General features: G+C 74.0%; 11 protein-coding genes. 9 read left to right on the top strand and 2 right to left on the bottom strand.

The features are described from left to right. The first annotated feature begins 63 nt into the window (after positions 1-63). The 4 genes from FH609_RS26465 to mutM are packed head-to-tail and all read left to right on the top strand — an operon-like array spanning position 64 to position 2557. Positions 64-675, top strand: coding sequence for a YceD family protein (locus tag FH609_RS26465; protein WP_139672651.1), 612 nt, complete (start codon positions 64-66; stop codon positions 673-675). Positions 676-677: 2 nt separating this feature from the next. Next, positions 678-851 carry a 50S ribosomal protein L32 gene (rpmF, locus tag FH609_RS26460; RefSeq protein WP_078856454.1) on the top strand — a complete coding sequence of 58 codons (174 nt, stop codon included), beginning with the start codon at positions 678-680 and terminating at the stop codon, positions 849-851. Positions 852-870: 19 nt separating this feature from the next. Further along, a complete protein-coding gene (gene rnc, locus FH609_RS26455) occupies positions 871-1704 on the top strand; it encodes a ribonuclease III (protein ID WP_139672654.1) in 834 nt (277 codons plus the stop codon). Then, positions 1697-2557 carry a bifunctional DNA-formamidopyrimidine glycosylase/DNA-(apurinic or apyrimidinic site) lyase gene (gene mutM / locus FH609_RS26450; protein ID WP_139672657.1) on the top strand — a complete coding sequence of 287 codons (861 nt, stop codon included), beginning with the start codon at positions 1697-1699 and terminating at the stop codon, positions 2555-2557. Before rnc ends, mutM begins: the two co-directional genes overlap by 8 nt. A 37-nt stretch (positions 2558-2594) precedes the next feature. Here the strand turns inward: mutM and FH609_RS26445 are convergent, their stop codons facing one another. Next, positions 2595-3410 carry a CAP domain-containing protein gene (locus FH609_RS26445; protein WP_139672660.1) on the bottom strand — a complete coding sequence of 272 codons (816 nt, stop codon included), beginning with the start codon at positions 3408-3410 and terminating at the stop codon, positions 2595-2597. A gap of 172 nt (positions 3411-3582) precedes the next feature. Between FH609_RS26445 and FH609_RS26440 the strand changes: the two genes are divergently transcribed. The 4 genes from FH609_RS26440 to ftsY all read left to right on the top strand — a co-directional run bounded on the left by FH609_RS26440 (position 3583) and on the right by ftsY (position 9620). Continuing rightward, positions 3583-3936 (top strand): acylphosphatase, encoded by a 354-nt coding sequence (locus tag FH609_RS26440; protein WP_139672663.1) that lies wholly within the window; start codon positions 3583-3585, stop codon positions 3934-3936. A gap of 333 nt (positions 3937-4269) precedes the next feature. Then, positions 4270-4476, top strand: coding sequence for a hypothetical protein (locus tag FH609_RS26435; RefSeq protein WP_139672665.1), 207 nt, complete (start codon positions 4270-4272; stop codon positions 4474-4476). Between the two features lie 188 nt (positions 4477-4664). Further along, a complete protein-coding gene (gene smc, locus FH609_RS26430; RefSeq protein ID WP_139672668.1) occupies positions 4665-8231 on the top strand; it encodes a chromosome segregation protein SMC in 3567 nt (1188 codons plus the stop codon). Between the two features lie 174 nt (positions 8232-8405). Next, a complete protein-coding gene (gene ftsY, locus FH609_RS26425; protein ID WP_139672671.1) occupies positions 8406-9620 on the top strand; it encodes a signal recognition particle-docking protein FtsY in 1215 nt (404 codons plus the stop codon). 57 nt (positions 9621-9677) lie between these two features. Here ftsY and FH609_RS26420 read toward each other — a convergent pair whose 3' ends face one another. Then, positions 9678-10382 (bottom strand): bifunctional DNA primase/polymerase, encoded by a 705-nt coding sequence (locus tag FH609_RS26420; RefSeq protein WP_139672674.1) that lies wholly within the window; start codon positions 10380-10382, stop codon positions 9678-9680. A 297-nt stretch (positions 10383-10679) separates the two neighbouring features. Between FH609_RS26420 and FH609_RS26415 the strand changes: the two genes are divergently transcribed. Next, on the top strand, positions 10680-12224 hold the full coding sequence (locus tag FH609_RS26415) for a hypothetical protein (protein WP_139672677.1): 1545 nt from the start codon (positions 10680-10682) through the stop codon (positions 12222-12224). The last annotated feature ends 227 nt before the right edge of the window (positions 12225-12451 follow it).

Genomic DNA, 12451 nt, shown 5'->3' with positions numbered 1-12451 from the left:
CCCGCAAGCTTCGCGAGAAAGCAGAACGCCCTGAACGCCCCGCTGGACCACCGAGCCCCTCTCGTGTTCGACACACGCGAGCTGGGTCGGCGTCCCGGTACGCTCAAGCGCCTGTCGCGGACGGTGGAGGCCCCCGACAACCTCGGAGTCGAGGTCATTCGGGTGCCCAGGGGCGCTCCGCTGGAGCTTGAGCTGCGCATGGAGTCGGTGATGGAGGGTGTGCTGGTCACCGGCACCGTCCGTTTCCCGCTGGCGGGGGAGTGTGTCAGGTGTCTGGAGCCGCTGGCCCGCGAGGGCACGGCGGAGTTCCAGGAGCTGTTCTCCTACCCGGACTCGGAGTTCTCGCCCCGCTTCGCGGATGCCGAGGACGAGGAGGCGGACGAGGAGCGGCTGTTCCTCCAGAACGACCTGTTCGATCTGGAGCCGGTGGTGCGGGACGCGATCGTGCTGGCGCTGCCGCTGCGACCGACCTGCCGGGAGAACTGCCCGGGCCTGTGCCCCGACTGTGGGGCGCGGCTCGCGGAGGACCCCGACCACCAGCACGACGAGCCCATCGACATCCGGTGGGCGGCGCTGCGGGAGTTCGCCGAGGCCCGCGCCTCGGACGAGCCCGCCGGGCATGACAGGCAAGCAAAGGCTCCCCGCGCGAGCGGGGACGAACCACAGGAGAAGTAGCCGTGGCTGTTCCGAAGCGGAAGATGTCGCGCAGCAACACGCGTCACCGCCGGTCGCAGTGGAAGGCCGCTGCCCCGAACCTGGTGCGTTGCGAGCGCTGCCAGGAGCCGAGGCTCCAGCACATCGCGTGCTCCAACTGCGGCACGTACAACCGTCGTCAGGTTCTCGACGTCTGATCGGCGGGTGACAGGCGTCATGGCACACGCCAGGAGGTCCCAGCCGCAGCCCCAGGCGGCGGCGGACGTCGCCGCGTCCCTCGCGACGCTGGAAGGGCGGCTCGGCTACCAGCTGGAGCCCGCCCTTCTGGTGCGTGCCCTGACCCACCGCTCCTACGCGTACGAGCACGGTGGCCTGCCCACCAACGAGCGCCTGGAGTTCCTCGGGGACTCGGTGCTGGGGCTGGTGGTCACCGACACGCTCTACCGGCGTCATCCCGACCTCGCCGAGGGCCAGTTGGCCAAGCTGCGGGCCGCCGTCGTCCAGGCCAGGGCCCTGGCGGAGGTGGCGCGCGGGCTCGACCTGGGCGCGTTCGTCCGCCTGGGGCGCGGCGAGGAGGGCACCGGCGGCCGGGACAAGGCGTCGATCCTCGCCGACACCCTGGAGGCGGTGATCGGCGCGGTCTATCTCGACCAGGGCCTGGACGCCGCCGACGAGTTGGTGCACCGGCTCTTCGACCCGGTGATCGAGCGTTCCTCGAACCTCGGCGCCGGCCTCGACTGGAAGACCAGCCTCCAGGAGCTGAGCGCGGCGGAGGGGCTCGGCGTTCCCGAGTATGTGATCGGCGAGTCGGGACCCGACCACGAGAAGACCTTCACCGCCGCCGCCCGCGTCGGGGGCCAGACCTATGGCACCGGCACCGGCCGCAGCAAGAAGGAGGCCGAGCAGCAGGCGGCCGAGACCGCCTGGCGCTCCATCCGCGCCGCGCTCGACGCGGCCCGCAAGGCCGAGGCCGAGGCCGCCGCGCGCGCCGAGGCGGAGGCCGCCGAGAACGCGGAGGACGCCCCGGCCGGCGGGACGTCCCTTGCCTGAGCTGCCCGAGGTCGAGGTCGTTCGACGCGGCCTCGACCGCTGGATCAGCGGCCGCACCGTCACGGGCGCCCAGGTGCTCCACCCGCGCGCCGTCCGCCGCCACCTCGCCGGGGCCGACGACTTCACCGCCCGGCTGCGCGGCGTCCGGATCGCCGCGCCCCGCCGCCGGGGCAAGTACCTCTGGCTCCCGGTCGGCGACGACCTGGCGCTGCTGGCCCATCTCGGCATGAGCGGCCAGCTGTTGGTGCAGCCGGACCGCACCCCGGACGAGAAGCACCTCAGGGTGCGCATCACCTTCGCCGACGTCGCCGGCGGCGAGCTGCGCTTCGTCGACCAGCGCACCTTCGGCGGCCTCTCGCTCCACCCGGTGCTGCCCGACGGCCTGCCGGACGTGATCGGGCACATCGCCCGCGACCCGCTGGACCCGCTGTTCGACGAGGACGCGTTCCACGCCGCGCTGCGCCGCCGGCGCACCACGGTCAAACGGGCGCTGCTGGACCAGTCGTTGATCAGCGGGGTGGGCAACATCTACGCCGACGAGGCGCTCTGGCGCACCCGGCTGCACTACGACCGCCCCACCGCGACCCTCGACCGCCCGACGGTCGGGGCGTTGGTCACCCATGTCAGGGATGTGATGACGCGGGCGCTGGCCGCCGGCGGGACCAGTTTCGACAGCCTCTATGTGAACGTCAACGGCCAGTCCGGGTACTTCGAACGTTCGCTGGACGTCTACGGCCGCGAGGGCCTGCCATGCCGCCGCTGCGCGACCGAGGTGCGCCGCCGCCCGTGGATGAACCGCTCCAGCTACTTCTGCCCGCGCTGCCAGCGCCCGCCCAGGGCGCCGCGCGGCTGAGCGTTCCCGGACACGTTCCCGGACGCCGGGCGCGTGCTCAGTAGCCGAACGTCTGGGTCCACCAGGGGCCGCCGTCGGCGAAGTGCGCGCCCAGGCCCATGGTGGTGAAGTCGCAGTTGAGGATGTTGGCGCGGTGCCCCTCGCTGTTCATCCAGGCGTCGACCACGGACTGGGCGTCCGGCTGGCCCATGGCTATGTTCTCGCCGCCCATGCCGCTGACGCCGGCCGCCGCCGCGCGGTCCCAGGGGGTCCGCCCGTCCGGGTCGGTGTGGTCGAAGTAGCCGCGCTGGGCCATGTCCCTGCTGTGCGCGAGGGCGACGTTGGTCAGCCCAGCGTCCAGCCGCAGCGGCTGGCAACCCGCCTGGCCCCGCGCCTGGTTGACCAGGCCCAGCACGGCCTCGGCGGCCTGGACCTCGGGCGAGGACGGCTCCTCCTCGGCCGCCGGCGGGTCGCTCGGCTCGGGCTCCGGCTCGGGGGTCGGCGTCGGCGAGGGCTCCTCGGTGGTCTCCTCCGGGGTGGGGGAGGGCTCCTCCGTTGTCTCCTCGGGCTCCGGCTCCTCGGTGGGCTCCTCGGCCTCCTCCGTCGGCGTCGGCTCGGCCGACTCCTCGGCGGCCTCGCGCTCGGCGCTCCTGGTCGGCCTGGGGTCCTCGCGCTCCAGCTCGTCCTCGGCGGCGAACGGGCTGCTCGACCGCTCGCCCGAGGCGTCGAGTTCGGCGTCCCGCTCGCCGGTGAGGTGCTGGCTGAGGCCCGGCATCAGGCCGCTGCCCACGGCCACCGCACCCACGGTGAGCGCGGCGGAGGCACCGACGAGGCCGGTGCGCGCGTGCCCCCGCCGGCGACGATGGCGTCCCATGCGTGGCCCCTCCTTGTGTCGTCCGTGTCGTCTGCTTGGCGATCTGGTGGCGCATCGTCCAGTTATGCACGAGATATTCACTCGAACGGGCGATGCTTCATCGCGTGACTGTACGGCATGAGGTGGTACTCGTAAGGGTCGCGCAGGGGAAAGGACGGATAGCGTGCGTCACATGACGGACCCCACACCCTCCTCGAAGCCGGGCGCGCCGGGCCCCGAGAGCGCGCCGACCGGCGAGGCCGAGGACGGCGCCCCGGCGCGGCTGACGGCGTGGGTGCGCGGCCGGGTCCAGGGCGTCGGCTTCCGCTGGTACACCCGGGCCCGCGCGCTGGAGATCGGGGAGTTGACCGGATTCGCCGCCAACCTCTCCGACGGCCGGGTCCAGGTGGTCGCCGAGGGGGCGCGCGAGCGCTGCGAGCGACTCCTGGAGTGGCTTCGGGCGGGGGACACACCCGGTCGGGTGGCGGGCGTCACCGAGATATGGGACACACCGCGCGGGGGTTACGAGGGCTTCGAGATCCGCTGAGCCGCCCTCCCAAGAGGGCTGGAATGTGCCTCAAACTGCTTGCCATCCCCGCTGCGACGTGCAAGGCTCTCGCTCCAGGACGACCTTGGCGCCCCCGATCCCCCCTGATGATGATGTTGGGCGCCCCTCCCCGGCGAAGCCCCCGTGCGAGGCGCGCGGGGCGATACGCGGTGTGATCGTGTTGACCGTCCCACTTTTTGGTGAGACGCTGAAAGTCCCGCGCGGCTCTGCCGGCTGGCCCTGGAACACCAGGCAGGGCGCCTGTCGCGGCAGTTATCCCTCACGACCCACCAACGGCTTCGGTCGGTCACTCAGTGTGGAGGACCATCCATCATGGCAAAGGCGCTTCTCGGTCACGTCGGCGGTTTCGACCCCCGAGTCCTCGCCGAGATGCGACGGCTTCAGCAGCGCGTACAGGACCTGGAGACCCAGCTTGTCAGGGTCCAGGCGGAGAACGACGCGTTGGCCGCCGCCGCTCGGCAGAGCGACCCGATGCTTAACGGCATCGACGTGCGAAAGGCGGAGCCCGCCCTGACCTGACCTCAACGGAGAGGCTGGCAAGGCGCACCGCCTGCTTACCTATGCGAGGGACGCTTCGGCGTCCCTTCGTCATGTCGTGACGTAGTGAGTACGGGTGTTGACCCAGGCTGGCTTACTCACTGATCTGCCCCCCATCCTCCGCGTCGAAACGGCGAATCCCACATCGACGGCCGGTAAAGTCCGACGGCGTGCACCTGAAGAGTCTGACGCTGCGGGGGTTCAAGTCCTTCGCCTCGGCCACGACGCTGCGCTTCGAGCCCGGCATCACCTGCGTGGTGGGCCCCAACGGCTCGGGTAAGTCCAACGTCGTGGACGCGCTCTCGTGGGTGATGGGGGAGCAGGGCGCCAAGTCGCTGCGCGGCGGCAAGATGGAGGACGTCATCTTCGCCGGCACCACCGGCCGTCCGCCGCTGGGCCGTGCCGAGGTCTCCCTGACCATCGACAACTCCGACGGCGCGCTGCCCATCGAGTACACCGAGGTGACCATCACCCGGACGATGTTCCGCAACGGCGGCAGCGAGTACCAGATCAACGGGGACACCTGCCGGCTGCTCGACGTCCAGGAGCTGCTGTCGGACTCCGGCATCGGCCGCGAGATGCACGTCATCGTCGGGCAGGGGCAGCTCGACTCGGTGCTGCACGCCGACCCGACCGGCCGCCGGGCGTTCATCGAGGAGGCGGCCGGCGTCCTCAAGCACCGCAAGCGCAAGGAGAAGGCGCTCCGCAAGCTGGACGCGATGAAGGCCAACCTCGCGCGAGTGCAGGACCTCACCGACGAACTGCGGCGGCAGCTCAAGCCGTTGGGTCGACAGGCCGCCGTGGCGCGCAGGGCCGCCGTGATCCAGGCCGACCTGCGGGACGCCAGGCTGCGGCTGCTCGCCGACGACCTGGTGACGCTGCGCCGCGCGCTGCGCGCCGAGGTCGCCGACGAGGCCGCGCTCAAGGAGCGCAAGGAGCAGGCCGAGGAGCGCCTGAAGGTCGCGCTGCGCCGGGAGAGCGAGCTGGAGCAGGAGGTGCGCACCCTCGCGCCCCGGCTCGCGCGGGCGCAGGAGACCTGGTACCAGCTGTCCCAACTCGCCGAGCGGGTGCGCGGGACCGTCAACCTCGCCGACGCCCGGGTGAACAGCGCCCGTTCCCAGCCGGCCGAGGAGCGGCGCGGCCGGGAGCCTGAGGAACTGGAGCGCGAGGCGGCCAGGGTCAGGGAACAGGAGGCCGAGCTGACGGCCGCGCTGGAGGCGGCGAGCGCCGCGCTGGAGGACACCGTCGCGCACCGGGCCGAGCTGGAGCGGGCGTTGGCCGAGGAGGAGCGGCGGCTGAAGGACGCCGCGCGGGCGGCGGCCGACCGGCGCGAGGGCCTGGCCCGGCTGCACGGCCAGGCCAACGCCGCCCGCAGCAGGGCCGCCTCGGCGCAGGCGAGCATAGACCGGCTCACGGCCAGCCGGGATGAGGCGTTGCAGCGCGCCACCGAGGCCGGCGAGGAGTACGAGGCGCTGCGTGCCGAGGTCGACGGCCGGGAGGCCGACGACGGCGAGCTGGCCGAGGCGCACGAGGCGGCCGGACGCGAACAGGACGACGCCGAGGCCGCGTTGTCGACGGTGCGGGAGCGGCTGGCCGGGGTCGAGCGGGAACGGGCGGCCGTCGAGGCGCGGCGCGAGGCGCTGTCGTTGGGGCTGCGCCGCAAGGACGGCACGGGCGCGCTGCTGACGGCAGGCGAGGCCCTGGCCGGCGTGCTGGGCCCGGCCGCCGAGCTGTTGACCGTCACACCGGGATACGAGGTGCAGGTGGCGGCGGCGCTGGGCGCGGCGGCCGAGGCGGTCGCGGTGGCCGGGCCCGCCGAGGCCGTCGAGGCGCTGCGGCTGCTGCGCAAGCGCGACGCGGGGCGGGCCGCGCTGCTGGTGGGCGAGGCGGTGGAGCCGGACCGGCCGGCGGTCGGCGAGCCCGCGCCCGCGCCGTGGTGCTGGGCGCTCGATCTGGTGCGCGGCCCCGACGCGCTGCTGCCGGCCGTCCGGCACCTGTTGCGCGGCGTCGTGGTGGTGGACACCCTGGACGACGCGCTGCGGCTGGTGACGGGCAGCCCGGCGCTGACCGCCGTGACCGGGGAGGGCGACGTGCTCTCCCGGCGGCTGGCGGCCGGCGGCTCGGCTGGCGCGCCCAGCCTGCTGGAGGTGCGCGCCTCGGTGGACGAGGCGACGGCGGAGCTGGAGCGGCTCACCGCGCTGGCGGGGGAGTTGACGGCGGAGCGGGACGCGGCGGTCGAGCGGCGGCGGGCGGCGAAGGCCGCCGTCGGGGAGCTGGCGGCGCGGCGCAGTGCCGCCGAGCGGGAACGGTCCCGGGTAGCGCAGGACCTGGGCCGGCTCGGCGGGCAGGCCAGGGCGGCGGCGGGCGAGGCCGAACGGGCCGAGGCGGCCGTAGAGCGGGCCGGGCAGGAGCTGACCAGGGCGCTGGAGCAGGCCGAGGAGTTGGCGGAGCGGCTGGCCGTCGCCGAGGAGGCGGGCGAGGCGGTCGAGGAGCCCGACACCTCGGTGCGGGACCGGCTGGCGGCCGACGGCGCCAACGCCCGGCAGACCGAGATGGAGGCCAGGCTCCAGGTGCGCACCCACGAGGAGCGGGTGCGCGGGCTGAGTGGGCGGGCCGACGGGCTGGACCGGGCCGCCCGCGCGGAGCGCGAGGCGAGGGCGCGGGCCGAGCGGCGTCGGGCCAGGGCGGCGCACGAGGTGGAGGTGGCCGGCGCGGTCGCCGACGGCGCCCGCCAGCTGCTGGCGCACGTGGAGGCGTCGCTGGCGCGCGCCGAGGCGGAGCGGGCGGCGGCCGAGGAGGCCAGGGCGGAGCGCGAGCGGGCGCTGGACGCGGAGCGCGCGGCCGGCCGGGAGTTGAAGGAGGAGCTGGACAAGCTCACCGACTCGGTGCACCGGGGCGAGGTGCTGGGCGCGGAGAAGCGGCTGCGGATCGAGCAGTTGGAGGCGCGGGCGCTGGAGGAGCTGGGCGTCGAGCCGGCCTCGCTGGTCGCCGAGTACGGCCCGGAGCAGCCGGTGCCGCCGTCCCCGCCCGCCGAGGGCGAGGAGCTGCCCGACGACCCCGAGCACCCGCGCAACCAGCCCGTTCCCTTTGTCCGCGCCGAGCAGGAGAAGCGGCTGCGGGCGGCGGAGCGCGCCTACAAGCAGCTGGGCAAGGTGAACCCGCTGGCCCTTGAGGAGTTCGCGGCGCTGGAGGAGCGGCACCAGTTCCTCAGCGAGCAGCTGGAGGACCTGAAGAAGACCAGGGCGGATCTGTTGCAGATGGTGAAGGAGGTGGATGAGCGGGTGGAGCAGGTCTTCACCGCCGCCTACCACGACACCGCGCGGGAGTTCGAGGGCGTCTTCAGCCGGCTGTTCCCCGGCGGCGAGGGCCGGCTGGTGCTCACCGACCCGAACGACATGCTGACCACCGGGGTCGAGGTCGAGGCCAGGCCGCCGGGCAAGAAGGTCAAGCGGCTCTCGCTGCTGTCCGGTGGGGAGCGCTCGTTGACCGCCGTGGCCCTGCTGGTCTCCATCTTCAAGGCGCGGCCCAGCCCGTTCTATGTGATGGACGAGGTGGAGGCCGCGCTGGACGACACCAACCTCCAGCGGCTGATCCGGATCATGCGGGAGTTGAAGGACAGCTCCCAACTCATCGTGATCACGCACCAGAAGCGCACCATGGAGGTGGCCGACGCGCTCTACGGCGTCTCCATGCAGGGCGACGGCGTCTCCAAGGTGATCAGCCAGCGTCTCTCGTAGCGCCCGTTCCGGCCCTGCCCGAACTCCGGGGCCGCCGCCGGGCCCGCGAGGCTGGCGCTACCTTAGAGCCGGACCGCACAGCCGAATCTCACCGCCAACGCCCCTGCCGCACCTCTCCGCCGAACCTCACTGCCGCGCGGTCCGGCCGGGCGCCGGGCACCACCAAGGGAACCCATGGACACCATTCTCCTCGTCGTCATCATCGCCGTGGTCGCCGTGTTGGCGGTCGCGGGACTGCTCGTCGGCCGCAGGCGCGGGCAGGCCCCGCCGCCGCCCGCCGACCGGGGCACGGGCGCGACCGGCACCACCACGGCGCCGCCCGCCGAGCCGCAGGTCGGCGACGACGCGGCGACGCCGGTGACGGAGGAGCGCCGCACGGTCGAGGACGTGACGCTGCCGCCGGCCCCCGGGGAGACGGTCGAGGCGCCCGAAGCCCCCGAGATCGAGGTGCCGGAGCCGTCCGCCGGTCGGCTGGTGCGGCTGCGGGCGCGGCTGGCCCGCTCGCAGAGCTCGCTGGGCAAGGGCCTGTTGACGCTGCTGTCCAGGGAGCGCCTCGACGAGGAGACGTGGGAGGAGATCGAGGACACCCTGCTGACCGCCGACATCGGCGTCGGCCCGACCCAGGAGCTGGTCGAGCGGCTGCGGGAGCGCGTGCGGGTGCTGGGCACCCGCACCCCGGAGGAGCTGCGGACGCTGCTGCGCGAGGAGCTGCTGGCGCAGCTCGACCCGTCGCTGGACCGCGCGGTGCACACCGAGGGCGGGGTCTCCGTCGAGGGCGAGGAACGCCCGGCGGTGATCCTGGTGGTCGGCGTCAACGGCACCGGGAAGACCACCACCACCGGCAAGTTGGCGCGGGTGCTGGTCGCCGACGGGCGGTCCGTGGTGCTGGGCGCGGCCGACACCTTCCGAGCCGCCGCCGCCGACCAGCTCCAGACCTGGGGCCAGCGGGTCGGCGCGCGCACGGTGCGCGGGCCTGAGGGGGGCGACCCCGCCTCGGTCGCCTATGACGCGGTCCGGGAGGGCATCGAGGCCGCCGCCGACGTGGTGCTGATCGACACCGCGGGACGGCTGCACACCAAGACCGGCCTGATGGACGAGCTGGGCAAGGTCAAGCGGGTGGTGGAGAAGCTGGGCCCGGTGGGCGAGGTGCTGCTGGTGCTGGACGCCACCACCGGGCAGAACGGTCTGGTGCAGGCGCGGGTGTTCGCCGAGGTCGTGGACATCACCGGGATCGCGCTGACCAAGCTGGACGGCACCGCCAAGGGCGGGATCGTGGTGGCCGTGCAGCGGGAGCTGGGCGTGCCGGTCAAGCTGGTCGGCCTGGGCGAGGGGCCGGACGACCTGGCGCCGTTCGAGCCCGAGGCGTTCGTGGACGCGCTGCTGGACTGAGGAGACCGAGGGGTCGGCCCGTTCCGCACCGGTTGGCTGGCCTGCCGGTCGGGCCGGTCAGCCGGTCGGGGCCAGCCGGCGGCAGAGCGTGGCGAGGACGCCGAGCAGCGGGCTGGCGCCCGGCGGGGTGGCGGCCGTCTCCACGTCGGGGCGGCGCAGCCAGACCACCTCGCCGAGGTCGGCGACGGCGGACGGGGGAGCGGGAACCTGCGCGCCCCGGCCCAGCGCGGCCAGCCGGGGCGGCGTCGCCGGCCAGCCCAGAGCCCGCAGCAGGGACGGGAGTTGGGCGGCGATGCCGGGCGCGACAAAGAACCAGGCGCGGTCGTCGGGCGCCAGCGCGACCGGGCCGAGCGGCAGCGCCAGCCGGTCGAGCCGGGGCAGCGCGGCCCTGGCCACCGCCTCGGGCACCTGGAGGACGTCGAAGCGCAGCCCGGTGGGCAGCAGCGCGGTGGCGCCGGGCGCGGCGGCGCGCGCCTCGGCCCAGGCGTCGAGCGCCTCGTCGAGCGGGGTGCCGGCCGGGATCAAACGCCCCGGGGCCAGCGGGTGGGCCCCGGGCGCCGGGCAGTCGGCCCGCCCGCAGGAGCAGCGGCAACCCGCCTGGCCGGTGACGAGCACCGCGCCGGGGGTCACGTCCCAGCCCCAGAGCCCGACGTACTCGGCCACGGCGGTGTCGAGCGGGGAGCCACCGGCGCCGCGCCGGCCCGTGCGGGTCGGCGCACGCGGCGTCCGACGCTCCCGCATACCGACGATGGTGAAACCCATGCACACTCCAACGGGTCTGATCAGCCGAGGTTACGGCCCGCGCCGGCGGCGCCCGGGGCGCGCAACGCACAACGCGCGCCCCCAAAGTGCTTCGCTCCGCCCGGCAGTGAGCAGCGTGCGTACCAGTGAATCGTGCGAGGTGGGCAGGAGGTTCTCGCGTGAGGGGTGGCGAATGGTGGCGATTGCGGTGGCGACCTCGTCACGCGCGTGATCGTAGGATTACTTTCGGTGCATCGTAGACGGGATGTCAGCAGGCATCCGTCACAACTGGGCGATATCCGGGATCGGAGCGAAAGCGTGGGCGGCAACGGCAGCGGCGGCAACCCCGCCAGGCGGCCGAACGAACGGCTGACGTCGTGGTTCCACCGCAGTGGCTGGTCCAAGGGCGAGCTGGCCAGACAGGTGAACCGACGGGCCAGACAGCTGGGCGCGCACCACGTCAGCACCGACACCTCGCGGGTGCGGCGCTGGCTGGACGGCGAACAGCCCCGCGAGCCGATACCACGCATCCTCTCCGAGCTGTTCTCCGAGCGCTTCGGCTGCGTCGTCAGCGTCGAGGACCTGGGGCTGCGCGCCACCCCGCACGCGGCCGCCGTCTCCGGCATCGACCTGCCCTGGGCCGGCAACCAGACCATCGAGCTGATCAACGAGTTCTCCCGCAGCGACCTGATGCTCGGCCGGCGCGGCTTCCTCGGCACCTCGCTGACCATGTCCGCCGGCCCGGCGCTGATCGAGCCCCTCCAGCGCTGGCTGGTGCCCAGCCCCACCCCGCCCGAGGAGCGCGGCCCCGGCGGCGTGCACGGCGGTGTCGGCGGCAACGTCAGCGCCCTGCCCACGGCGCTCGGCGCCCCGTCCCGCCGGGGGACCCGGATCTCCCGCGCCGAGCTGGACCAACTCCAGGAGGCCACCGACCAGTTCCGCGCCTGGGACGCGCAGTGCGGCGGCGGGCTGCGCCGCAAGGCCGTCGTCGGACAGCTGCACGAGGTCACCGACCTGCTCCAGGACAGCCACCCCGCGCCCGTGCGGCGCCGCCTGTTCCGGGTCACCGCCGAACTGGCCGAGCTGGCCGGCTGGATGAGCTACGACATCGGGCTCCAGCCCACGGCGCAGAAGTACTTCGTGCTGTCCCTGCACGCGGCGAAGGAGGCCGAGGACCGACCGCTGGGCGCGTTCGTCCTCTCCCAGATGAGCCGGCAGATGATCCATCTCGGCCGCGCCGAGGACGCGTTGGAGCTGGTGCACCTGGCCCAGTACGGCAGCAGGGAGCAGGCCACGCCGCGCGCCCAGGCGCTGCTGTACGCGCTGGAGGCCAGGGCGCACGCCTCGCTCGGCCAGCCGGCCCGCTGCCACCGCGCCGTGCGGCTGGCGGAGGAGGCGTTCGCCGAGAGCGCCCCGGCGGACGGCGACCCGGGCTGGCTCGGCTTCTTCTCCCGGGCCGAGCTGTGCGCGGAGAACGCCCACTCCTACCGGGACCTGGCCTATGTCGCGGGCCGCAGTCCCACCTACGTCAGCCGCGCCAGGCCGCTGATGGAGGAGGCGGTCGCCGGGTTCGCCGAGGAGTGCGAGCGCGATCCGAACGGCGGGCACCAGCGGTCGTATGCACTCAACCTGATCGGGATGGCCACCGTGCACCTCCTGGCGCGGGAGCCGGAGGACTGCCTGCGGCTGGCCGAACGGGCACTCGATCTGGCCAGCCGGCTCCGCTCCGAGCGGGTCGCCAACCGGCTGCGCACCACCCTCGCCGCCGTCCGCCGGGACTTCGGGGAGCTGCGCCAGGCCGCCGGCCTGACCGAGCGGCTCACCGTCGAACTCCCGGAAACGGAGGCCAGCCGGGCGGTCTGAGCGCCGCCCGCCCCTCGACACCGGCCGTGCCGGCCGCCCCGGACAGTCCGCTTCGGCTCCCCCGCCAGGTCACCCGGGTGGCGCATCGGCACGGCCGGTTCTCGTCCTCGGCGCGCGGCCGCCCGAGGGGCTGCCCCGGGGTGTCGGACACGGTACCGCGCCTGGCCGGGGCCGCCGTTCGTTTCATGGTCGCGTAACACGTGATCGGCCATCGTCACGCCCGCGAA

Source organism: Streptomyces sp. 3MP-14, assembly GCF_006334905.2.
Lineage (GTDB): Bacteria > Actinomycetota > Actinomycetes > Streptomycetales > Streptomycetaceae > Streptomyces > Streptomyces triticirhizae.
The sequence above is the reverse complement of the archived record's forward strand: the minus strand, read 5'-3'. Positions and strand labels throughout refer to the sequence as shown.

Excerpts from the sequence above, each read along its gene's own strand:
- FH609_RS26435 (WP_139672665.1), top strand. The coding sequence starts at position 4,270 with ATGGCAAAGGCGCTTCTCGGTCACGTCGGCGGTTTCGACCCCCGAGTC.
- ftsY (WP_139672671.1), top strand. The coding sequence starts at position 8,406 with ATGGACACCATTCTCCTCGTCGTCATCATCGCCGTGGTCGCCGTGTTG.
- FH609_RS26440 (WP_139672663.1), top strand. The coding sequence starts at position 3,583 with ATGACGGACCCCACACCCTCCTCGAAGCCGGGCGCGCCGGGCCCCGAG.
- rnc (WP_139672654.1), top strand. The coding sequence starts at position 871 with ATGGCACACGCCAGGAGGTCCCAGCCGCAGCCCCAGGCGGCGGCGGAC.
- FH609_RS26420 (WP_139672674.1), bottom strand. The coding sequence starts at position 10,382 with ATGGGTTTCACCATCGTCGGTATGCGGGAGCGTCGGACGCCGCGTGCG.
- FH609_RS26445 (WP_139672660.1), bottom strand. The coding sequence starts at position 3,410 with ATGGGACGCCATCGTCGCCGGCGGGGGCACGCGCGCACCGGCCTCGTC.